Raw genomic sequence first — 22411 nt, forward strand, 5'->3', positions numbered from 1 at the left:
TTGCGAATGATAGGGGATACCCGGGCGGCGTGCTGTGCGGCCCCCGGAGGCCGCCCCGTCCGCACGGGCACGGCCGCGCCAACCCCTAGCGAGGCAGGTCGCTGTGTCCCATCAGGAACTCGTCGACCGCCCGTGCGGCCTGGCGTCCCTCGCGGATGGCCCAGACCACGAGCGACTGGCCTCGCCGGATGTCGCCGGCAGCGAACACCTTGTCGACATTGGTCTTGTAGCCGCCGGTGACGTCGGTACCGGCCTTCGCGTTGCCGCGGTTGTCCTTCTCGACCCCGAAAGCATCGAGCACGGTCGCGACCGGACTGACGAAGCCCATGGCCAGCAGCACGAGGTCGGCCTTGAGCACCTGCTCGCTGCCCGGCACCTCGACCATCTTGCCGCCCTGCCACTCGACACGCACCGTCTTGAGCGCCGTGAGCTTGCCGCTCTTGCCGTCGCCGATGAACTCCTTGGTCGCGATCGCGAACTCGCGCTCACAACCCTCTTCGTGGCTGGAACTGGTGCGCAGCTTGTAGGGCCAGTAGGGCCAGGTGAGCTCCTTGTTTTCCTGCTCGGGCGGCATCGGCATCAGCTCGAACTGGGTCACGCTCTTGGCGCCATGGCGGTTGCTGGTGCCGACGCAGTCGCTGCCGGTGTCGCCGCCACCGATCACGATGACATGCTTGCCGTCGGCGCGGATCTGACCCTTGAGCTTGTCGCCGGCGTTGATCTTGTTCTGCTGCGGCAGGAACTCCATCGCGAAGTGCACGCCGTCGAGGTCGCGGCCCGGCACCGGCAGGTCACGGCTCTGCTCGGCGCCGCCAGTCAGCACCACCGCATCGAAATCGGCCTTCAATTGCTCGGCCGAGATGATCTCCTTGGCCCAGTTGGTGACCTTCGAACCTTCGGGGAGGTGTCCGACCAGCACACCGGCGCGAAAGCTCACGCCTTCGGCACGCATCTGCTCGACGCGACGGTCGATGTGCGACTTCTCCATCTTGAAGTCGGGAATGCCGTAGCGCAGCAAGCCTCCGATGCGGTCGTTCTTCTCGAACAGCGTGACCGTGTGTCCGGCCCGTGCCAGCTGCTGCGCCGCCGCCATGCCCGCGGGGCCCGAGCCCACCACAGCCACCGTCCTGCCGGTCTTGTGCCGGGCGGGTTGCGGTTGCACCCAGCCCTCGGCCCAGGCGCGGTCGATGATCGCGTGCTCGATGCTCTTGATGCCGACCGGATCGTCGTTGACGTTCAAGGTGCAGGCCGCCTCGCAGGGCGCCGGGCAGATGCGCCCGGTGAACTCGGGAAAGTTGTTCGTGCTGTGCAGCACCGTGATCGCATTCGCCCAGTCGCCGCGGTACACGAGGTCGTTGAAGTCCGGAATGATGTTGTTGACCGGGCAGCCGCTGTTGCAAAACGGGATGCCACAGTCCATGCAGCGCGCGCTCTGCACCTTGGCTTCATCGTCCTTCAGGCCGATGATGAATTCCTTGTAGTTCTTGAGCCGCTGCTCGACGGGCGCATAGCCCTCCTCGAGGCGCTCGTACTCCAGAAAACCGGTGACTTTTCCCATGGTGTGATGCTCCGTGCGCCGCTCTTGCGTGGCGAATCTCAGGCCTTTGCCTTGTTGGACTTCTTGTCGCTGGTCTTGGCCTTGGCAATGGTCTCGCTGGCTTCCTTCTTGGCGTGGATCTCGCCCAGCGCGCGCCGGTACTCGTGCGGAAAGATCTTGACGAACTTGCCGCGCGCCGCCGACCAGTGGTCGAGGATGTCGCGCGCGCGCAGCGAGCCGGTCCACTTGTGGTGGTCTTCGATCAGCTTGCGCAGCAGCAGCTCGTCGGCCACACCCTTGTGGAAAAGGGCGGCGTCCTGCGTGCTGCGCTGCTCCTCGGCCGCGAGCACCTTGTCCATCGCGACCATGGAGGTGTTGCAGCGCTGCGCGAAGCTGCCGTCCTCGTCGTACACGTAGGCGATGCCGCCCGACATGCCGGCCGCGAAGTTGCGCCCGGTCTTGCCGAGCACGACCACCGTGCCACCGGTCATGTACTCGCAGCCGTGGTCGCCGGTGCCTTCAACCACCGTGGTCGCGCCCGACAGCCGCACCGCGAAGCGCTCGCCGGCCACGCCGCGGAAGAAGGCCTCGCCGCTGGTTGCGCCGTAGAGCACGGTGTTGCCAACGATGATGTTCTGCGTCGCGTCGCCGCGGAAGTCGATGCTCGGGCGCACCACCACGCGGCCGCCGCTCAGGCCCTTGCCGGTGTAGTCGTTCGCGTCGCCGATCAGGTAGAGCGTGATGCCTTGCGCCAGGAAGGCGCCGAAGCTCTGGCCGCCCACGCCTTCCATCTGCATGAAGATGGTGTGGTCGGGCAGGCCTTCGGGCCGGTGGCGGATCAGTTCGCCCGACAGCATCGCGCCGACGGTGCGGTTGACGTTGCGCGTCTCGTCCATGAACTGGACCTTCTCGCCGCGCTCGATCGCCGGACGGCACTTCTCGATCAGGCGCACGTCGAGCGCCTTGGCCAGGCCATGGTCCTGCACGTCGACCTGGCGACGGGGCACGTCGGCCGCCGCCTGTGGCAGGTGGAACACGCGGGCGAAGTCGAGGCCGCGCGCTTTCCAGTGAGCGACGCCCTTCTTGGTGTCGAGCAGGTCGGCGCGGCCGATCAGTTCATCGAAGCTGCGGATGCCGAGCTGCGCCATGATCTGACGCGCCTCCTCGGCGACGAAGAAGAAGTAGTTGACGACGTGCTCGGGCTTGCCCTGGAACTTGCGGCGCAGCACCGGGTCCTGCGTCGCCACGCCGACCGGGCAGGTGTTCAGGTGGCACTTGCGCATCATGATGCAGCCCTCGACCACCAGCGGCGCGGTCGCGAAGCCGAACTCGTCGGCGCCCAGCAGCGCGCCGATCACCACGTCGCGGCCGGTCTTCATCTGGCCGTCGGCCTGCACGCGGATGCGGCCGCGCAGACCGTTGAGCACCAGGGTCTGCTGCGTCTCCGCCAAACCGAGTTCCCACGGCGTGCCGGCGTGCTTGATGCTGGACCATGGCGAAGCGCCGGTACCGCCGTCGTGGCCGGCGATCACGACATGGTCGCTCTTGGCCTTGGCGACGCCGGCCGCGATCGTGCCAACGCCGACCTCAGACACCAGCTTGACGCTGATCGACGCGCGCGGGTTGGCATTCTTCAGGTCGTGGATCAGCTGCGCCAGGTCTTCGATCGAGTAGATGTCATGGTGAGGGGGCGGCGAGATCAGGCCGACGCCGGGCACCGAGTAGCGCAGCATGCCGATGTACTCGGACACCTTGCCGCCCGGCAGCTGGCCGCCCTCGCCGGGCTTCGCGCCCTGGGCCATCTTGATCTGGATCTGGTCGGCCGACACCAGGTACTCGGTCGTCACGCCGAAGCGGCCCGAGGCCACCTGCTTGATCTTCGAGCGCAGCGAGTCGCCGTCCTTCAACTCGTAGTCGGCCTCGATCACCTTGCTGCCGATGACCTCGCTGACCATCGTCCCCTGCTTGATCGGAATGCCCTTGAGCTCGTTGCGGTAGCGCGCCGGGTCTTCGCCGCCTTCGCCGGTGTTGGACTTGCCGCCGATGCGGTTCATCGCGATGGCGAGCGTGCTGTGGGCCTCGGTGCTGATCGAGCCGAGCGACATCGCGCCGGTGGCGAAGCGCTTGACGATCTCGGTGACCGGCTCCACCTGGTCGAGCGGGATGGCCTTGCTGGGGTCGAGCCTGAACTCGAACAGCCCGCGCAGCGTCATGTGGCGGCGCGACTGGTCGTTGATCAGTTGGGCGTATTCCTTGTAGGTGTCGAACTTGTTCGCGCGCGTGCTGTGCTGCAGCTTGGCGATCGCGTCCGGCGTCCACATGTGCTCCTCGCCACGCGTGCGCCAGGCGTACTCGCCACCGGCGTCGAGCATGCTGGCGAGCACTGGATCGTCGCCGAAGGCCGCCTTGTGCATGCGAATGGCTTCTTCGGCAACCTCGAACACACCGATGCCGCCGACCTGCGAGGCGGTGCCGCGGAAGTACTTCTCGACCAGCGACTTGTTGAGGCCGATGGCCTCGAACAGCTGTGCACCGCAGTAGGACATGTAGGTCGACACGCCCATCTTGGACATGATCTTCGACAGACCCTTCCCGATCGCCTTGACGTAGTTGTAGACCGCCTTCTCGGCCGACAGATCGCCCGGCAGTTCCTTGTGCAGCGAGGCCAGTGTCTCCATCGCCAGGTAGGGATGCACCGCCTCGGCACCGTAGCCGGCGAGCACACCGAAGTGATGCACTTCGCGCGCCGAGCCGGTCTCGACGACCAGACCGGCCGTCGTGCGCAGTCCCTCGCGCACCAGGTGCTGGTGGATCGCCGACAAGGCGAGCAGCGCGGGAATGGCGATCTGGTCGCGGCTCACGCGACGGTCGGTGATGATCAGGATGTTGTGGCCGCTCTGGATGGCGTCCACCGCCTCGGCACACAGCGAGGCCAGCTTGGCTTCGACGCCCTCGCCGCCCCACGCCAAGGGGTAGACGATGTTCAACTCATAGGACTTGAACTTGCCGTGCGTCGGCTTCTCGATCGTGCGCAGCCGGGCCATGTCCTCGAAGTCGAGGATGGGCTGCGCGACTTCGAGCCGCATCGGCGGATTCACCGCGTTGATGTCGAGCAGGTTGGGCTTGGGGCCGATGAAGCTGTTGAGCGACATCACGATCGCTTCACGGATCGGGTCGATCGGCGGGTTCGTGACCTGCGCGAACATCTGCTTGAAGTAGCTGTACAGCGGCTTGTTCTTGTCGGACAGCACCGCCAGCGGCGAGTCGTTGCCCATCGAACCGATGCCCTCTTCGCCGGCCTGAGCCATCGGGCTCATCAGGAACTTGATGTCCTCCTGCGTGTAGCCGAAGGCCTGCTGGCGATCGAGCAGCGTTTCGCCGGAGACCGGTGCCGCATCGGCCGGCGCCTCCACCGCATCGAGTTTGATGCGGACGTTCTCGATCCACTGGCGGTAGGGCTTGGCCGAGGCGTGCTGGGTCTTGAGTTCCTCGTCGTCGACGATGCGCCCCTGCTCGAGGTCGATCAGGAACATCTTGCCCGGCTGCAGACGCCACTTCTTGACGATCTTGTTCTCGGGGATCGGCAGCACGCCGGATTCCGAGGCCATGACCACCAGGTCGTCGTCGGTGACGATGTAGCGCGCCGGGCGCAGACCGTTGCGGTCGAGAGTGGCGCCGATCTGCTTGCCGTCGGTGAACACCATTGCAGCCGGACCGTCCCAGGGCTCGAGCATCGCGGCGTGGTATTCGTAGAACGCACGACGGCGCTCGTCCATCGTCGCATGTTGCTCCCAGGCCTCGGGGATCATCATCATCGCGGCGTGGGCCAGCGGGTAGCCGGCCATCGTCAGCAGCTCGAGCGCGTTGTCGAAGGTTGCAGTGTCGGACTGCCCATCGAAGCTGATCGGGTACAGCTTGTTCAGGTCGTCTCCGAGGACGGGTGACTTCATCACCCCCTGGCGCGCGCGCATCCAGTTGAAGTTGCCCTTGACCGTGTTGATCTCGCCGTTGTGCGCCACCATCCGGTAGGGGTGCGCCAGCGGCCACTCGGGAAAGGTGTTGGTGGAAAAGCGTTGATGCACCAGTGCCAGCGCAGAGATCGTTCGTTCGTCCTGCAAATCAAGGTAGTAAGTGCCCACCTGGTTGGCGAGCAACAGGCCCTTGTAGATGATCGTGCGGCAGCTCATGCTGGGCACGTAGTACTCGTGGCTGTGCGTGAGTTGCAGCTTCTGGATCGCTGCCGACGCTGTCTTGCGGATCACGTACAGCTTGCGCTCGAGCGCATCGGGCACGATCACGTCCGTGCCACGGCCGATGAAGATCTGGCGAATCACCGGCTCCTTGGCGCTCACGGTCGGCGACATCGGCATGTCGCGATCGACAGGCACGTCGCGCCAACCCAACAGCACCTGGCCCTCAGCGCGGACCGCCCGCTCCAGCGCCTGCTCACACGCCAGGCGTGACGCATGCTCCTTCGGCAGAAAAATCATGCCCACGCCGTACTCCCCCGGCGGCGGCAACTCGATGCCCTGCAGTGCCATCTCGGCCCGGTAGAACTCGTCGGGGATCTGGATCAGGATGCCGGCACCGTCACCCATCAGCTTGTCGGCACCGACAGCGCCCCGATGGTCGAGGTTCTCGAGGATCTTCAGCCCCTGGCTGACGATGCTGTGAGCCTTGTGCCCCTTGATATGCGCCACGAAGCCGACGCCGCAGGCGTCATGCTCGTTCGCCGGATCGTAGAGGCCTTCACGGCGGAGGGTATCGATGTCTTGCTGGCTCGGGGCGTACGAAGTCACGGCGCTCTCCTGGCAGGGAAACGGCCAAGAGATTACGGCAGCGCAGCAAAACTGACAATCAAAAAATTTAGGGTCAGATTCTATTTATTAAGCGCTCAACACTGGTGCGAAAATAAATAGTGACATATCAATAATGGTGCGCTTTGCTCTTTGGTGGGCGCCCGCGCGGCCGGGGCGCGGCAGGTCGCGCCCCGGCCGATGTCAGTTGCGTCGCAAAGGCAACGGAGCCCAGGGCCCAACCACCGCGCAGCGCCGCCTCGATGACCTGCACCTGCCGGATCAGCAGGGGATGCTCCAGCAGTTCGCCGTAGGCCATCTCGCGCTCGAAAGGTGTGTTGCCCAGCGCCCAATAGGCCCCCGGATGGACCAGCAGCGGGTCGGCACCGCGGCCGCGATGAGGCGCTTCACTGGAACAGACGAGCGTTTGCGTACCGGCATGCGCCTCCCGTCCCAGTTGCTCGACGTAGACCATGCACGGCAGGAGCCAGGATTCGGGCTCGATCACGGCCGCCCGAAAACGGCCCTCCCACAGCCCTCCGGTGCGGCCATGCCGTCGGTTGAAAGCCGAGGCATGACGGCGCGCCACCGACTGCATGACCAGACTCAGGCCATTGGCCCGCTCGGGCGTCGCGACCAGATCGAAACGTCCGTCCAGCACGGAGTAGGCATGCACCGCCACGCGATGCTGCGACGCGGCCTCGCGCAGCAATTGCATCAGCGACCGGCGGTCGACGTCGTCATGCACCATCACCTGCCCGTGCTGGGCACGCTGGCTCACGAGGTGCGGTAACGCAGGGACGATCAGACGCGGCAATCGGGCCATGGCGCGAAAGGGTACACCCCGAGCATGCGACGGGCGACCCACGGGAGCAGTCTTCTCTCATTGCGCCCAACATCCGTGACTCGTCGACGAAGGAGGTACACGTCAGCGGCAACGTCCATCGCACGGGGGCACAGTGACATGCCCGCGATACTCAGAATCGGTGACGCAAGCCCAGTGCGACGTTGTGCGCGCCCTTGCCTGCTTCAGAGGTCACGCCACCAAAGAATCCACCGCCTCCCGGTGCAGCCTGAGCGTTGTCATCATTGTCGAAGCGGGTCAGCACGAAGCTGACGTCGGTTTGCTTCGAAAATGCGTAGGTGTAGACCGCCCCGTAAGATTGGACGTCGGCATTGGCGACCGTTCGGTCGTCGTAGCGGTTGTAGGCCACCGTGACGGTACCGGAGCCGACGCCGAACCGATACCCGATGTGAAACAGCCGTGAATCCTGGCGCAGGGCGCGCTCGAAGGCACTACCGATCAAGGTCGCCAGCGGAGCGAATGCAGGGCTGGGGTTCTGCGCGACGAGGCCGGCCGTGATGCCAGCGCCGACCCCCGGGTTGTCGTCCTTGAACGTCGCGTACAGCGATGACAGCTTGCCTGGCCCCAAGTCCACCGAGGCGCCGACAAGAACATCGGTGAGCGCCTTGTCACCCACGGCATTGTTGTTGGTGCCATAGGCGGCCCCCAACGCGAAGCCATTGCCTTTGTAGTACGCGTTGGCGCTCATATACCGGTTGTTCGCACTGGAGTCGCCCGTCTCGCCAAAGGCGTACATCAGCGTGGCGGTGAACCCCTCCTTCTGGATGCGGTACGCGAGCGCATTGCTCTTGCGGATGTCGACCGCTGCCGGCAGCGTCGCGATCTGCGCCGCCGACAGGCTCGAGTCGGTCTGCATCGAATCGAACACATAGAACATCTCGTAGGCCGGGGTGTACTGCCGCCCGAGAAGAACAGCTCCCGCTGGTGTCACGAGCCCCATGAAGGCCTGACGATCGAACGCGTTGCTGTTCAGGTTCACGCCGATCTGGGTGCCGAGCAGCGCGCCGACCTGGTTCACGACCGTCTGGGTCGTCACGCCAGGCGCCAGCGGAATCAGGGGCACCCCCAGGAACTGCAGGTCAGTGAAACGGTCCGGCACCTGGTTGCCGGACGCGGCGCGGTTGCTGAGCGAACCCGTGTCCGCCTCGAACCGGCTCTCCAGCACGAAGAGCGCGCGGTAACCGCCACCCAGATCTTCATTCCCCTTGAACCCCCAGCGAGAGCCTTCCATGATGCCGCTTGCGAGGCGCGTTTTCGCTGCGTCCTGACCCGATACATAGTTGATACCGGCATCCACGCTGCCATACAAGGTGACAGAGTTCTGTGCGTACACCGAGGCCGATGCAGAGAGTGCTGCAGCGAGTGCAACGAGTGTCTTCTTCACGGAAAGTGTCTCCTGGAAATTCTTGAATCGGATCGCCGCTGCGACTCTCCGACGACCGCTTGACAAGACTGTATCGACCCGCCCTGGACGCCCCTACGGGGTCAACACGGGGATGTTGCGAATTGCTCACAAGTCGTGGACATCACGCGCCGTCAAACGGCTTGGCCATGGCTCTCGAAGACCGTGCGACCGGTGAGCCGGTGGTGCTCACGCAGAGCAAAGCGATCCGTCATGCCAGCGACATAGTCGGCCACGGCCCGGAACGGGTCTGCACCATCGATGGTCAGCGCCGGGAGACCGGCCGTGTCGGCCACATAGGCCTCGAACAGGTCACGCACCACGCCCTGGGCGCGTTGCGTGGTGTCTTCGACCTGCGGGTGGCGATACAGCCGCGCGAACAGAAAGCGCTTGAGGGCAAGACTTTGCTCTCGCATGGCCGGCGTAAACCGCACCAACGGGGGCGCAACCCACACGTCCGCTGCGCGCTGCACCCGGTGCTCGCACAACGCTGCACGCGTGGCTTCTATCACGTCGTAGACCTGGGCGGACAAGAGCCGGCGCAGCGTCTCGAAGAGCAACTTGCGCCCTTCCAATCCCGGATGCTCCCGCCTCACCGAGTCCAGTTGCGCGGCGAACAAGGGCACCTCCTCGATCTGCTCGATGGTGATGAGACCCGAGCGCACACCATCGTCGACGTCGTGCGCGTTGTAGGCAATCTCGTCGGCCAGGTTGCACAGCTGCGCTTCCAGGCTCGGCTGTGTGCCATCGAGAAAGCGGCGCCCCACGCCGCTTGGCTCCTGCAGTTCGAGAGCTTGTGCGTTGCGCCGCGAGCAGTGCTTGAGAATGCCTTCCCTCGTCTCGAAACTGAGGTTCAGTCCATCGAAGCTGGCGTAGCGCTGCTCGAGCCGGTCCACAACCCGCAGGGACTGCAGGTTGTGCTCGAAACCCGGCCCCTGAGGATCGATGCGATGCAGACACTCGTTCAATGCGTCCTGGCCTGCGTGCCCGAAAGGCGTGTGACCCAGATCGTGCGCCAGGGCGATCGCCTCGGTGAGATCTTCGTTCAGTTGCAAGGCGCGCGCTATCGAGCGAGCGAGTTGGGCCACCTCGATCGAATGGGTGAGGCGAGTGCGGAAGAGGTCGCCTTCGTGGTTCAGAAAGACCTGGGTCTTGTAGACGAGGCGCCGGAAGGCGGTCGAATGGACGATGCGATCGCGGTCGCGCTGGTAGTCGTCGCGGGTCGGCGCAGGCGGTTCTGCGTAGCGCCTGCCTCGACTGACGGCGGGGTCGCTGGCGTAGGACGCTAAGGGCATGCGCCGCGCAACGTGGTCAGCCGCAGCGCGATGCGAGCACCCGCCTGAGCACATCGTCCGGCACGCCGCGCAGCACGGCGTGCCCGATCGCGTCGAGCAGCACGAACTTGATTTCACCCGCCTCGGCCTTCTTGTCGAGCCGCATGAGTTGCAGATAACGCTCGGCACCGAGGGCCGGTCCGCGCACCGGGAGGCCAGCCCGCTCGATCAGGCCGGTCAGGCGCGCCGCCGCGTTCTCCGCAAGCAAGCCAAGACGCGCCGACACATCCGCGGCAATCGCCATGCCGCATCCGACCGCTTCACCGTGGAGCCAATTGCCGTAACCCAGGCCCGCCTCGATCGCATGTCCGAATGTGTGACCGAAATTGAGAATGGCTCTCAGCCCGGCTTCACGCTCGTCCTGACCGACCACCGAAGCCTTGATTTCGCAGCAGCGCCGCACTGCATACCGCAAGGCAGCGGCGTCGCGTGCGAGCAGTTCATCAAGATGCGTGTCGATCCAGTCGAGGAAATCGGCATCGGCGATCGGACCGTACTTGATGACCTCCGCGAGGCCGGCCCGAAGCTCTCGTGCCGGCAACGAGCTCAGCGTATCGAGGTCTGCGACGACACACACCGGCTGGTAGAAGGCGCCGATCATGTTCTTGCCGCGTGGGTGGTTGATGCCTGTCTTGCCACCGACGGACGAGTCGACTTGCGCCAGCAGCGTGGTCGGCACCTGGACAAATGGCACTCCGCGCATGTAGCTGGCTGCGGCAAATCCGGTCATGTCACCGACGACCCCGCCGCCCAGCGCATAGAGCACTGTCTTGCGATCTGCGCCCCGTGCGAGCAGATCGTCGAAGATCAGGTTCAGCGTGATCCAGTCTTTATGGCTTTCGCCATCCGGCAGCGTGATCAGTTCGACTTGCCGGTGTTGGCCAAGCAAGGTTTCTCGCAAGGCTTGGGCATACAAAGGCGCGACCGTGGTGTTGCTGACGATGACCGCCAAGCTGGCCTGCGGCACATCGGCAAAGCTGTCAGGGGAACACAACAGGCCCGAACCGATGCGGATCGGGTAGCTGCGCTCACCCAGCGAAATGGAGACCGTCTCCGGCGCGGAGGAAACTGAAGACACTGGCATGGCCCAAAGTGTACGAGCCCGCCTGCTCAGGCGCGTTCAGCGTGGCGCGTCGACGGACGAAGGGACGCGGCTCGCATCGACGATGCCCGCCAGTTCGAGTTGCATCAGGATCATGCCGACCAGTGTCTGAACCGTCGGCCGTCCCGTCTCGATGACGAAATGAGCTGTCTCACGGTACAAGGGATCACGCTCCCGGTACAGTTGCTGCAGCTTGGCACGTGGGTCCTTGACCTGAAGCAGGGGCCGCTGGGTGTCGTGACGCAAGCGCCGGTGCAACTCTTCTGGCGACGAGCGCAGGTAGAGCACGGTGCCGCCATTGTGCAGCGCCTGCCGGTTGGCCTCACGCAGCACAGCCCCCCCGCCGGTGGCCAGGACACCGGGCCGACTCGCGCACAGTTCAGCGATCACTTCTTGTTCGAGATCGCGAAAACGCCCTTCGCCTTCACGCTCGAAAAAGCAACGGATCGGCTCGCCGATCCGTTGCTCTATCACTGCATCGGAATCGGTGAAATCGATGCCGAGACGCCTCGCCAGCACACGGCCGACCGACGACTTCCCCGAGCCGGGCAGACCGACGAGTACCAGACACATGGGCTCATCCGGCTGCCGCCTGCCGACAGGCTCCTGCGCGTCGGTGGCCCCAGCGATCAACGTGCCGCAGCAGTGCGATCCGTCACCACCTTGGGTGTCAGGAACACCAGCAGTTCCGTCTTGTTCGCGGTCCGAGTCTTGGTGCGGAACAGTGCACCGAGCACCGGCACGTCGCCGAGCAAGGGCACCTTGGTCTCGTCCACCTGATCGGTCTGCTCGAAGATGCCGCCGATCACGACCGTGCCACCGTTGTCGACCAGCACCTGCGTCTTGACGTGTTTGGTATTGATCAGGATGCCCGCAGCGGTCGTTGCGCCCGGGCTGTCCTTGTTGACATCGACATCAAGGATGATGTTGCCCTCGGGCGTGATCTGAGGAATGACTTCCAGCTTCAGCGTCGCCTTGCGGAACTGGATTGCCGTCGCGCCGCTCGAGGTGGCGGTTTGGTACGGGATTTCGGTGCCCTGTTCGATCAAGGCCTTGACCTGGTCGGCCGTGACCACCCGCGGACTCGACACGATCTTGCCCTTGCCATCGGCCTCCAGCGCCGAGATCTCCAGGTTCAGGAAACGGTTCATCGCCGAGTTGAATATCGATACGGCGAACGTGCCGGCGTCATAGCCGTTCTGGCCAACTGCAGGCAGGTTGACGAAGTAGCTGTTCGTCGAAGGCGTTCCCACCGTCGCGCCGCTGCTGTTGATCGGTGGCGCCTGTCCGGTGGCGGCCCCGATGCCAAGGTAGTTGCCACCGATCCCGGTGTTCACCTTCGATGACGGGGCAACCGATGCCCCGAGTTTCACGCCGAGCGAGCGGCCGAAGGTATCGGTCGCTTCGACGATGCGCGCTTCGATCAGCACCTGGCGCACCGGGATATCGATGCGGGCGATGATCTGAGCGACTTCTTCGAGCTTCGACGGAATGTCGCTGACAAACAACTGGTTGGTGCGCGTTTCGTACACGATGCTGCCGCGCGGCGACAGGATGCGGCTGTTGTTCGAGCCACCGCCCTGACCACCACCACCGCCACCGCCCTGTCCTGACTGCTGACCGGTCAAGCCTTTCGAAACCTCTTCCGCCTTCACGTAGTTCAGCTGGAAGGCCTGTGTACGCACCGGCTCCAGCGATGCGATCTGAGCCTTGGATTCCAGCTCCAGCTTCTCCTTGGTCGCAATCTCGTCCTTCGGCGCGATCCACAGCACGTTGCCACTCTTGCGCACGCCCAATCCCTTGGCTTGCAGAATGATGTCGAGTGCCTGATCCCAAGGGACGTCTTTGAGGCGCAGCGTGACGTTGCCTGTCACGGTGTCACTGGTCACGACGTTGAAGTTCGTGAAATCGGCGATCACCTGAAGCAAGGCACGGACTTCGATACTCTGGAAGTTCAACGAGAGTTTCTCGCCGGCATAGCCCGGCCCCTGCGTCAACTTGTTCGGGTCGACCTTCTGAGCACGCACCTCCAGCACGAACTGGTTGTCGGTCTGGTAAGCACTGTGCTCCCACACGCCGGTGGGCTCGACGACCATGCGCACCTTGTCGCCACTCTGGAAGGTCGACACCGTGCGGACCGGGGTGCCGAAATCGGTGACGTCCAAGCGGCGGCGCAGGCTTTCAGGCAGACTGGACTTCAGGAACTCGATCACCAAGTTCTGACCTTGTTGACGAATGTCCACGCCGACCTGGTTGCTCGGCAAGTCGACCACGACGCGACCCGCGCCATCTTGCCCGCGGCGAAAGTCGATGCTGCGCAGCACCTGAGGCGCATCGTTCAGACTGTCTGCAAACCGCACGGGAGCGGACGCCGGCTGGGCCGCAACCGGTGCGGCGGGCGACGGTGCCGCTGGGGCAGCCGCAGCGACATTGCCGCTGGTTTGCAGCGTCAGCACAAGGGCCTTGCCATCCAGCGCGGCTGAATAATTGCCTGGTTGCTTCAGGTTCAGCACCAGGCGCGTACGGTCACCGGCCTGCGCAACGCTCACTGATCGCAGATTGCCTTGATTGACGTCGACACTGTTGCGGCCCAGTCCGTTGCCGACGCCCGGGAGGTCGATCGCAATGCGCGGTGGCGTCTGCACGGCGAAGCCAGCCGGCACGGCGGCGAGGGCTTCAGTCAGCTCGATGCGAACCACGTCAGCCGCGCCCTGCTGACTGCTGTTGATCGACTGGATCGCGTTCTCGGCCCACGCGGTGAACGCGGAGAAGAACAGCGCGAGCGCGACGGCTGGTGCTCGCCATTGGTTCATGGTCGTGATCTCCCGAATTTTCTTCATCGCGCCTTCTCCTGCAGCTGGAGGGCAGAGGGACGCTCTATCCATTCACCCGCGGCATCCTGAACAACTTCCCGCACGCCCACCTCGGTCTCGGAGATCTTGGTGATCTTCCCGTAGTTCTGACCGAGGTAGTCACCCACCTTGACCTGGTACAGCAGGTTGTCCACCCGCATCAGCGCGAACTGACGGCCTTGCTTTGACACACTGCCGACCATGCTCATCGAGTCGAGCGGATAGGCCTCGAGCGGCTCCTTGCGGCGATTCATCTCGCCGGCCAACAGTGAATTCGGCTGCCGGGCCTCTTGCTTGAGCGCTACGGCGAGTTTTTGGTTGCTGAACGGTTCTACGGCACGCGCCTGCTCATAAGGCTGAGGATCGAAGCGCTTCGGAGGCGACAGTGGTGCGATGCTGGGGCGAACTTCGCGGCGCTGCTGATCCATCCACCCCTGCAGTTCTTCCTGTTCGGCACCACAGGCCGACAGCATCATCAAGGTCACCAACGCGGACGTCAGCAGCGTGTTGCGGTGCATCGGCCTGATCATTTGTTCGCCCCTGCGGCCTTCTGGCTCGCTTCTCTGGCCTTGCGCTGCGCCTCCACCTCGGCCGGATCGAGGTAGCGGTAGGTGCGAGCCATGGCGTCCATGCTCAGATTGCCGCTACCTGCGCTGGCCGCGTTCGGCACTCCGCCAGCGGCTCCGACACCGGAGATGTTCAGGTTGTGCAGCGTCACGATCCGCGACAGGTTCGCCACGTCTGCGGCGAAAGAGCCGATATCGTGATAACGCCCGGTGACCCTGATCGCAATCGGCAACTCCGCGTAGTAGTCCTTGACCGCCACCTGTCCGGGCCGGAAGAGCTCGAACTGCAAGCCACGGCCCAGACCGGCCTGGTTGATGTCCGACAACAGCGCATCCATCTCGGCCTTGCCGGGCAATTGCTTCTCGAGCTGGGTGACGTACTCCTGCACCTGAATCTTCTGCTTGCGCAACTCGCCAAGATTGACCGCCTGACCCAGCTTGGCCCGATAGTCCTGTCGCAGCCCGGGCTCGCGGTCGCGTTCGGCCTGCAACTCGTCGGCGGTCGAGGACAGCAACAAGAACCAGGCAACCACCACCAGCGCCGCCGCGACAGCAACGAAAGTCGCCAGCTTCGGGAGCCAAGGCCATTGCCCTGGCTCGTTTGGATTCAGTCCGCGGAACTGCCCCGAGAATTCGTGTAGGACGGAGTTCAGATCGAGTGTGCGATTCTTGTTCGTAGCCATCTGTGCGTCCTCACGACCTGGGCACCGATGCGGCCGCCGACGGAGCCGACGCCCCGGCGGCACCCGGCGCAGCCGACTTGTCCGACGCCTCCATTTCCTGAGGACGCTTGAGACCCACCTTCATCACGAAATCGAACAAGCGCTTCTGTTCACGGTTGGCCGTCGTCAGACTGGCCGCTTTGATCTCGACCAGTTCGGGCTTCTCGAGCCAAGTCGAGTTGTAGGCCGTGTTGCGCAGGAACTCGGACACCCGCTCGTTGGTCTGCGCGATGCCATTGATCGCCACCACCTGACCGTCCTGCTTGATCGTCGTCAGGTAGACACCCTCCGGCGTCTGCTTGACCAGTTCGTTGAGCAGGTACACCGGAATGTTGCGATCGGTCTGAAGGTCCTCCACCGCCTTCTGGCGCGCCTTCAGACCGTCGATCTCGGCCTTGAGCGTCGCAATGTCCTTGATCTGCTCCTCGAGCTTCTTGATCTCGGCCGTCAGGTAGGCATTGCGTTCTTGCTGAGTACTGATCATTTGCTGCAGGATCAGATACCACAGTGCTGCGATGGCAATGCCAGCCGCAGCAGCAACGCCGAGCCCGACAAAGAAAGCCTTCTTGCGGCGCTGCCGTCGCTCTTCGCGGTGCGGCAGGAGGTTGATCAAAATCATTACAGGAACCTCCGCATCGCCAGGCCACACGCGGTCAGGTAGGCGGGAGCTTCACGGCGCAGTTTGCTTTCGCGCACTGCAGAACCGAGCCGCATGCCTTCGAAAGGGTTGACCACCATCGAGGCAAAGCCCGTCAGCTCGGTCACGCGCTCTTTCAAGCCGGGCAATGTCGCAGTGCCGCCACCCAGCATGACGTAATGGACCTTGTGATGCGGGGTGCTGGTAAAGAAATACTGCAAGGCACGACCGATCTCCTGCGCCAGACTGTCGACGAAGGGAACCAGCAGACTGGACTCGTAGTCCTCCGGCAGATCACTCGCCAGCTTCTTCTGCTCCGCTTCTTCGAACGAAAAGCCGTACTGACGCGAGATCATCTGCGTGAGCTGGGAGCCTCCGAAGGCCTGGTCCCGGTCGTAGAGCAATTCCTCGTCGCGCAACACCTTCAGGCTGGTGGTCTCGGCACCGATCTCGAACAGCGCGACCAGCGCGTCCCGGCCTTCATTCGGCAACGCCGTGATGATGCGCATCATCGCCAGACGAGAGGCATGCGATTCGATATCCAGCACGACGGGCTTCAGTCCTGCGGCCTCGGCCAGACCCTGACGGTCCTGAACACGGTCTTTGCGCGACGCAGCAATCAGCACCTCGACGTCACCGGCCGAAGAGGTGCTCGGCCCAACCACGCAGAAATCAAGACTGACCTCGTCGAGCGAGAACGGGATGTATTGATTGGCTTCTGACTCGACCTGAAGCTCCAACTCTTCATCGCGAAGTCCAGCCGGGAGCATGATCTTCTTGGTGATCACCGCGGACTGCGGCATCGCCATCGCCACCCGCTTGGAGCGCGTGCCGCTCTTGCTGACGACACGTCGCACGGCGTCGGCCACCTCGTCGAATTTTTCGATCTGGCCGTCAGCGATCCAGCCTCTTTCGAAACTCTCGGTGGCGAAGCGCTCCAGCACGTACTCACCCGAAGCGGACTGACCCAGTTCGACGAGCTTGACGCTCGATGAGCTGATATCCAGCCCAACAAGCGGCGCTTGCTTGCCTCCCAATAACCCGTCTAGAAAGCCCACACGGTCTCCCGCTCGCCGCTGTACGGCTGTTAACAAGTTACTTCAATGCTAGCAGTAAAGCCCTTGTGCCCCAACGCTTTCAATGCCGGCGTGGGCGAGCACGCTACAAGCGCACGTTGCAAAACTCACGGTCGGGGCAAACGCCTTGGCCGGACCGGGTTGTCCCTAGATCTCTCTCTTGCGCGCGCCAGCGCAACCGCGGCATCCCGCCGACCCGCGTTTCTATAATCCGCCCAGTTCTGCTGGAGGTTCATGAGCGCCAACGACCGCAAGTCCTCGTCCACTGCGTCCAAGTCTTCCCGCACTGGTTTTCTTTCCAGCTTGCCGGCTGCCGCTCGGTGGCCCCTGTTGATCGTCGGCTCGCTGCTGGCACTTCTGGTGCCCGCCGTGCTGGGCGGTCTGGCGCTGCTGGCGATCGCGCTGGCCGTTGCCTACCCCAATCTGCCCGAAATCAGCAGCCTCACCGACTACCGTCCCAAGCTGCCATTGCGTGTCTTTTCGGCCGACGAGGTGCTGATCGGAGAGTACGGCGAAGAGCGCCGCTTGTTCGCGCCGATCACCCAAATTCCGAAAGTGATGCGTGACGCAGTGCTGACCATCGAGGATGCACGTTTCTATCAGCACGGGGGCGTTGACTACATCGGGATCGTGCGGGCGGGGCTGGCCAACGTCGGAGAGTCGCGCAGCCAGGGAGCTTCGACGATCACCATGCAGGTGGCACGCAACTTCTACCTGCCAACCGAGAAGACCTTCGCTCGCAAGGTCTACGAGATCCTGCTGGCGCTGAAGATCGAAAGCCAGCTGACCAAGGATCAGATCCTCGAGGTCTACATGAACCAGATCTACCTGGGGCAGCGGGCATACGGATTTGCCGCGGCGTCGGAGATCTACTTCGGCAAGCCGCTGAAGGACCTGAGCGCTGCCGAAGCGGCCATGCTCGCCGGCCTGCCCAAGGCGCCATCGGCCTACAACCCGATCGCCAACCCGGCGCGGGCGCGCCAGCGTCAGCAGTACATCATCGAGCGGATGTACGAGAACGGCTACCTGACCGAGGAGCAGGCGGAGTCGGCGAAGGCAGAGCACCTCAAGTACCGCAGCAATATCTCGGTGCCTCTGCACGCCGAGTATGTCGCCGAGACGGCCCGCCAGCTGATCTTCAGCCAGTACGGCGAGAGCGCCTACACGCGCGGCCTGAACGTCTACACCAGTGTGCGCGCGGTTGAGCAGGAGGCGGCCTACCGCGCGCTGCGCCGTGGCATCACCGACTACGAGCGCCGACAGGTGTACCGCGGCCCCGAAGGCTATGTGGATCTGCCGGCCGACCCGAAGGCACTCGATGCGCGGGTCGCGGAGGCGCTCGAAGAGCACCCGGACAACGACGAGATCAAGGCCGCCGTGGTGCTCGAAGCCAGCCCCAGGCAGGTCGTCGCCGCGCTGCAAAGCGGCGACACCGTGACGATCACCGGCGAAGGGCTGCGGCCGGCGACTTCGGGGCTGTCACCCAAGGCCGGGCCCAAGGTCCAGATCCGTCGCGGTGCGGTCATCCGGGTCATCAAGGGGGCGAAGGATCCGTGGTCCGTCACCCAGTTGCCCGAGGTCGAGGGGGCGTTCGTTTCGCTGGACCCTCACACCGGCGCGATCCGCACCCTGGTCGGTGGCTTCGACCATGCGAAGAGCAAGTTCAACCACGTGACGCAGGCCTGGCGCCAGCCTGGCTCGAGCTTCAAGCCCTTCATCTACTCGGCAGCGCTCGAGAAGGGCTTCACGCCGGCCACCGTGATCAACGATGCCCCGCTGTTCTTCGACGCCGCGGCCACCGGCAGCCAGCCCTGGGAGCCGAAGAACTACGACGGCAGCTTCGATGGCCCGATGTCGATGCGCCGCGCACTGGCGAAGTCGAAGAACATGGTGTCCATTCGCATCCTGGAAGCCATCGGCACCAACTACGCCCAGAGCTGGATCGCCCGCTTCGGCTTCGATGCCGAGAAGCACCTGCCCTACCTGCCGATGGCGCTGGGCACCGGCTCGGTGACACCGCTGCAGATGGCTGCCGCCTATTCGGTGTTCGCCAACGGCGGCTACCGCATCAACCCGGTGCTCGTGACGCGGGTCACCGACAACAGAGGGCATATCCTGGCCCAGACCGAGCCGGCGCCGCTGGACGAATCGGCGCGCGCGATCGACGGCCGCAACGCCTTCGTGATGAGCAGCCTGTTGCAGGAGGTGACGCGAACCGGCACCGCGGCGCGCGCCCAGGCCACCCTGAAACGCCCCGACCTGTACGGCAAGACCGGCACCACCAACGACTCCCAGGACGCCTGGTTCGCCGGCTACACACCGAACCTCGTGGCCGTGGTGTGGATCGGCTATGACCAGCCGCGCAAGCTCGGCGACCGCGAAACCGGCGGCGGCCTGTCCCTGCCGGTGTGGATCGACTACATGAGCGTCGCGCTCAAGGGCGTGAAGGTCAGCGAGCCGTCGACGCCGGAAGGGCTGCTCAACATCGGCGGCGAGTGGTACTACGAAGAGTACGGCCCGGGCAACGGCGTCAGCAGCCTCGGACTCGACACACCGACCGCGCCGGCTCCCACCGAGGAAGAACGCAAGAGCATCCTCGACCTGTTCAAGAACTGAAGTGCCCGCAGCCGGGCCGCTCCACTCAGCCGGCCGGGGCCGCGAAGCGCAGCGCCTTGCCTGCCTGCTCGCTCGCGCACCGCGACAGCGCCACGAAGAACTCGTCGTCGGTCTTGGTGTCGCGCCACTGCCCGCCGGCGTGGCGGTAGTGGAAGCCGCCACTCTTCGCTGCGAGCCAGATCTCCTGCAGCGGCGGCTGGGTGTTCACGACGATCTTGCTGCCGTTCGGAAAGCTCAGCTCGAGCAGGCCGCCGGTGCGGGCCACGTCGATGTCGACCACATCGTCCTGCAGCCAGCGATCGATCTGCAGTTCGATGCCGCCCAGCACGGCCCTCGTCAGCGCCTGGTAGTCGGCGTCGCTCAACGCAGGTGCGGGAGTTGCGGTGCTCATTCGTAGAATCCGATCATGTTCAAACCCGCTTCGATTCTAGGCAGCCGCATGTCCGTGATCGCGGTGTGTGCTTTGCTGGGCGGCCCGCTCCTCGGCGGCTGCGGTCAAAAGGGTGCGCTCTACCTGCCCGGGTCGGCCGCAGCCCCCTCGCCCGTCGCACCGTCCGCTCCGGCACGGCCGGCTTCCGCTCCCGCAGCCGACACCCCCCGATGACACTGCCCGGCGCCCCCTTCATCGCCTACCGTGGCGAGCAGCTCTATGTCGACGGCTGCGCCGCGACCGAGCTTGCGGCGCGCTTCGGCACGCCGCTGTACGTGTATGCCCGTCGCTCGATGCTCGCCGCGCTGGCGCCCTACCAGCACGCGCTGGCCGGCCGTGAGCACCTGATCTGCTACGCGATGAAAGCGAGCTCGAGCCTCGCCGTGCTGCAGGCCTTCGCTCAGGCTGGCTGCGGCTTCGACATCGTCTCCGGCGGCGAGCTGGAGCGCGTGCTGGCCGCCGGCGGCGATCCGGCCAAGGTGGTGTTCTCCGGGCTCGGCAAGACGCGCGCGGAAATGCGCCGCGCGCTCGATATCGGCGTGCGCTGCTTCAACGTCGAGAGCGAAGCGGAACTCGACGTGCTGTCCGAGGTGGCAGTGTCGCTGGGGCGCACCGCCCCGGTCAGCCTGCGTGTGAACCCGGACGTCGACGCCAAGACCCACCCGTACATCTCCACCGGCCTGAAGGGCAACAAGTTCGGCATCGCACACGACCGCGCCGCGGCAGCCTACCGGCGCGCGGCGCAATTGCCCGGCTTGGAGGTGGTGGGGATCGACTGCCACATCGGCTCGCAGATCACCGAGATCGCGCCCTACCTCGACGCGGTCGATCGCGTGCTCGACCTGGTCGAAGCGGTCGAAACGACGGGCCTGCGCATCCGCCACCTGGACCTGGGGGGCGGTCTGGGCATCCGCTACACCGACGAGACCCCGCCGGCCGCCGATGCCTTGATCGCCGCCCTGCTGGAGCGCCTGGATGCGCGCGGCCATGGCCAGCGCGCCCTGGTGTTCGAGCCGGGCCGCTCGCTGGTCGGCAATGCCGGCGTGCTGCTGACCGAAGTGCTGTACCTGAAGCCGGGCACCGACAAGAACTTCTGCGTCGTCGATGCCGCGATGAACGACCTGATGCGCCCGGCGATGTACGAAGCCACGATGGGCATCGTGCCCTGCCGCTTGCGCGATGCCCCGCCGGTCGTCTACGACGTCGTCGGTCCGGTGTGCGAGTCCGGCGACTGGCTGGGCCGCGACCGCGCCCTCGCGCTGCAGCCAGGCGATCAGGTGGCGGTGCTAAGCGCCGGCGCCTACGGCATGAGCATGGCCAGCAACTACAACACCCGCCCGCGCGCCGCCGAGGTGATGGTCGACGGCGATGTCGCCACGCTGATCCGCGAGCGCGAGACGCCGGCCGAGCTGTTCCACGGCGAGCGGCTGCTGCCGCAGCGTTGACGCGCTGTGGTCGGGCGACCGGGGCCGAGTTCTACAGCCGTCCTTCGCTCACCGCGTGGCAGGCCACGCGAACGCCGTCGACCTCCCGCAAGCGCGGCCGCTCGCTGCGGCAGCGATCGTTGGCATGCGGGCAGCGTGGATGGAAGGCACAGCCGCTCGGTGGCTGCAGCGGGTTGGGCACCTCGCCCTGCACCGGCGTGCGCGGGCGCCCGCTCAGCTGCAGATCGGGAACCGCGTCGAGCAGCATGCGGGTGTAGGGATGGCGCGGCCGGGCAAACAACGCCCGCTTGGGCGCCCACTCGACCAGCCGGCCGAGGTACATCACGCCCACCTGATCGGACACATGGCGCACGACGGCGAGGTTGTGCGAAATGAACAGGTAGCTCAGGCCGCGCTCGCGCTGCAGGTCCTTCATCAGGTTCAGCACCTGTGCCTGCACCGAGACATCGAGCGCCGAGGTCGGCTCATCGCAGACCAGGAAATCGGGCGCCGTGGCCAGCGCGCGCGCGATCGAGATGCGCTGGCGCTGCCCCCCCGAGAACTGGTGCGGGAACTTGCCGGCGTCCGCCGCGGCCAGCCCCACCGATGCGAGCAGCGCCGCGACCCGCTCGCGCAAGGCGGTCGGTGCGCGCTCCAGGCCCTGCTCGATCAAGGGCTCGGCCACGATCGCCTGCACGCTCCAGCGCGGGTTCAGGCTGGCGTACGGGTCCTGGAAGATCATCTGCAGGCGGCGGCGCAGCGCCCGCGCCTGATTCGGCGAGGCCAGCGCGCGCGTGACGTCCTCGCCGTCGAAGTGCACCGTGCCCGCGCTGGGCCGGTGCAGACCGACCAGCAACCGCGCGACCGTGCTCTTGCCACAGCCCGATTCGCCCACGAGGCCCAGTGTCTGGCCACGCTCGATGGCGAAGCTCACGCCGTCGACGGCCTGAACGATCTGCCGTGGCCGGCGTTCCAGCACCCGGTTCAGCCAGGGCGGCGACACATCGAAGCGCTTGACGAGGTCGCGCACCTCGACCAGGGCCGAGCTCATT

The 22411-nt window shown here is 65.0% G+C and carries 17 protein-coding genes; 3 read left to right on the top strand and 14 right to left on the bottom strand.

Annotation, left to right across the window (positions count from 1 at the left end; translation table 11 throughout):
• Nucleotides 1–85: 85 nt before the first annotated feature.
• The 12 genes from ACQY9S_RS13005 to ACQY9S_RS13060 form a co-directional block, all read right to left on the bottom strand.
• Nucleotides 86–1558: a glutamate synthase subunit beta gene (locus tag ACQY9S_RS13005; protein WP_428420117.1), complete on the bottom strand. Its 1473-nt coding sequence runs from the start codon at nt 1556–1558 to the stop codon at nt 86–88.
• Between the two features lie 38 nt (nt 1559–1596).
• On the bottom strand, nt 1597–6336 hold the full coding sequence (locus ACQY9S_RS13010; protein WP_428420118.1) for a glutamate synthase-related protein: 4740 nt from the start codon (nt 6334–6336) through the stop codon (nt 1597–1599).
• A 127-nt stretch (nt 6337–6463) separates the two neighbouring features.
• Nucleotides 6464–7159, bottom strand: coding sequence for a transposase (locus ACQY9S_RS13015; protein ID WP_428420119.1), 696 nt, complete (start codon nt 7157–7159; stop codon nt 6464–6466).
• Nucleotides 7160–7310: 151 nt separating this feature from the next.
• On the bottom strand, nt 7311–8582 hold the full coding sequence (locus ACQY9S_RS13020; RefSeq protein WP_428420120.1) for a porin: 1272 nt from the start codon (nt 8580–8582) through the stop codon (nt 7311–7313).
• A gap of 152 nt (nt 8583–8734) precedes the next feature.
• Nucleotides 8735–9895, bottom strand: a complete 1161-nt coding sequence (locus ACQY9S_RS13025) for a deoxyguanosinetriphosphate triphosphohydrolase (protein WP_428420121.1) — start codon at nt 9893–9895, stop codon at nt 8735–8737.
• Between the two features lie 16 nt (nt 9896–9911).
• Entirely contained in the window at nt 9912–11018 is a 1107-nt protein-coding gene (gene aroB / locus ACQY9S_RS13030) for a 3-dehydroquinate synthase (protein WP_428420122.1), read from the bottom strand.
• Between the two features lie 36 nt (nt 11019–11054).
• Nucleotides 11055–11609 (bottom strand): shikimate kinase, encoded by a 555-nt coding sequence (locus ACQY9S_RS13035; RefSeq protein ID WP_428420123.1) that lies wholly within the window; start codon nt 11607–11609, stop codon nt 11055–11057.
• Nucleotides 11610–11665: 56 nt separating this feature from the next.
• The gene (gene pilQ / locus ACQY9S_RS13040) at nt 11666–13876 is read right to left on the bottom strand and encodes a type IV pilus secretin PilQ (RefSeq protein WP_428420124.1); all 2211 of its coding nucleotides are present in this window, start codon (nt 13874–13876) and stop codon (nt 11666–11668) included.
• On the bottom strand, nt 13873–14406 hold the full coding sequence (locus ACQY9S_RS13045) for a pilus assembly protein PilP (protein WP_428420125.1): 534 nt from the start codon (nt 14404–14406) through the stop codon (nt 13873–13875). Before ACQY9S_RS13045 ends, pilQ begins: the two co-directional genes overlap by 4 nt.
• Before the next feature lie 8 nt (nt 14407–14414).
• Nucleotides 14415–15137, bottom strand: a complete 723-nt coding sequence (locus ACQY9S_RS13050) for a type 4a pilus biogenesis protein PilO (RefSeq protein ID WP_428420126.1) — start codon at nt 15135–15137, stop codon at nt 14415–14417.
• A 10-nt stretch (nt 15138–15147) separates the two neighbouring features.
• The gene (locus ACQY9S_RS13055) at nt 15148–15795 is read right to left on the bottom strand and encodes a PilN domain-containing protein (RefSeq protein ID WP_428420127.1); all 648 of its coding nucleotides are present in this window, start codon (nt 15793–15795) and stop codon (nt 15148–15150) included.
• Nucleotides 15795–16871 (bottom strand): pilus assembly protein PilM, encoded by a 1077-nt coding sequence (locus ACQY9S_RS13060; protein WP_428420128.1) that lies wholly within the window; start codon nt 16869–16871, stop codon nt 15795–15797. Before ACQY9S_RS13060 ends, ACQY9S_RS13055 begins: the two co-directional genes overlap by 1 nt.
• Nucleotides 16872–17123: 252 nt before the next feature.
• Between ACQY9S_RS13060 and ACQY9S_RS13065 the strand changes: the two genes are divergently transcribed.
• Nucleotides 17124–19505 carry a penicillin-binding protein 1A gene (locus ACQY9S_RS13065; protein ID WP_428420129.1) on the top strand — a complete coding sequence of 794 codons (2382 nt, stop codon included), beginning with the start codon at nt 17124–17126 and terminating at the stop codon, nt 19503–19505.
• A gap of 25 nt (nt 19506–19530) precedes the next feature.
• Here ACQY9S_RS13065 and cyaY read toward each other — a convergent pair whose 3' ends face one another.
• Nucleotides 19531–19869 carry an iron donor protein CyaY gene (gene cyaY, locus ACQY9S_RS13070; RefSeq protein ID WP_428425728.1) on the bottom strand — a complete coding sequence of 113 codons (339 nt, stop codon included), beginning with the start codon at nt 19867–19869 and terminating at the stop codon, nt 19531–19533.
• A 75-nt stretch (nt 19870–19944) separates the two neighbouring features.
• Between cyaY and lptM the strand changes: the two genes are divergently transcribed.
• Both lptM and lysA read left to right on the top strand, forming a co-directional pair.
• The gene (gene lptM / locus ACQY9S_RS13075) at nt 19945–20109 is read left to right on the top strand and encodes an LPS translocon maturation chaperone LptM (RefSeq protein WP_428425730.1); all 165 of its coding nucleotides are present in this window, start codon (nt 19945–19947) and stop codon (nt 20107–20109) included.
• Nucleotides 20106–21380 (top strand): diaminopimelate decarboxylase, encoded by a 1275-nt coding sequence (gene lysA / locus ACQY9S_RS13080; protein ID WP_428420130.1) that lies wholly within the window; start codon nt 20106–20108, stop codon nt 21378–21380. Before lptM ends, lysA begins: the two co-directional genes overlap by 4 nt.
• Before the next feature lie 31 nt (nt 21381–21411).
• Here lysA and ACQY9S_RS13085 read toward each other — a convergent pair whose 3' ends face one another.
• Complete coding sequence (locus tag ACQY9S_RS13085; RefSeq protein ID WP_428420131.1) at nt 21412–22410, bottom strand: ABC transporter ATP-binding protein; 999 nt, start codon at nt 22408–22410, stop codon at nt 21412–21414.
• Nucleotide 22411: the final 1 nt, after the last annotated feature.

It is taken from the genome of Methylibium sp. (assembly GCF_965279545.1).
Taxonomy (GTDB): Bacteria; Pseudomonadota; Gammaproteobacteria; order Burkholderiales; family Burkholderiaceae_C; genus Methylibium.

Coding starts and splice junctions, on each gene's coding strand:
- ACQY9S_RS13005 (WP_428420117.1), bottom strand. CDS start 1,558: ATGGGAAAAGTCACCGGTTTTCTGGAGTACGAGCGCCTCGAGGAGGGC.
- ACQY9S_RS13015 (WP_428420119.1), bottom strand. CDS start 7,159: ATGGCCCGATTGCCGCGTCTGATCGTCCCTGCGTTACCGCACCTCGTG.
- ACQY9S_RS13025 (WP_428420121.1), bottom strand. CDS start 9,895: ATGCCCTTAGCGTCCTACGCCAGCGACCCCGCCGTCAGTCGAGGCAGG.
- aroB (WP_428420122.1), bottom strand. CDS start 11,018: ATGCCAGTGTCTTCAGTTTCCTCCGCGCCGGAGACGGTCTCCATTTCG.
- ACQY9S_RS13035 (WP_428420123.1), bottom strand. CDS start 11,609: ATGTGTCTGGTACTCGTCGGTCTGCCCGGCTCGGGGAAGTCGTCGGTC.
- pilQ (WP_428420124.1), bottom strand. CDS start 13,876: ATGAAGAAAATTCGGGAGATCACGACCATGAACCAATGGCGAGCACCA.
- ACQY9S_RS13045 (WP_428420125.1), bottom strand. CDS start 14,406: ATGCACCGCAACACGCTGCTGACGTCCGCGTTGGTGACCTTGATGATG.
- ACQY9S_RS13050 (WP_428420126.1), bottom strand. CDS start 15,137: ATGGCTACGAACAAGAATCGCACACTCGATCTGAACTCCGTCCTACAC.
- ACQY9S_RS13055 (WP_428420127.1), bottom strand. CDS start 15,795: ATGATTTTGATCAACCTCCTGCCGCACCGCGAAGAGCGACGGCAGCGC.
- ACQY9S_RS13065 (WP_428420129.1), top strand. CDS start 17,124: ATGAGCGCCAACGACCGCAAGTCCTCGTCCACTGCGTCCAAGTCTTCC.
- lptM (WP_428425730.1), top strand. CDS start 19,945: ATGTCCGTGATCGCGGTGTGTGCTTTGCTGGGCGGCCCGCTCCTCGGC.
- lysA (WP_428420130.1), top strand. CDS start 20,106: ATGACACTGCCCGGCGCCCCCTTCATCGCCTACCGTGGCGAGCAGCTC.
- ACQY9S_RS13085 (WP_428420131.1), bottom strand. CDS start 22,410: ATGAGCTCGGCCCTGGTCGAGGTGCGCGACCTCGTCAAGCGCTTCGAT.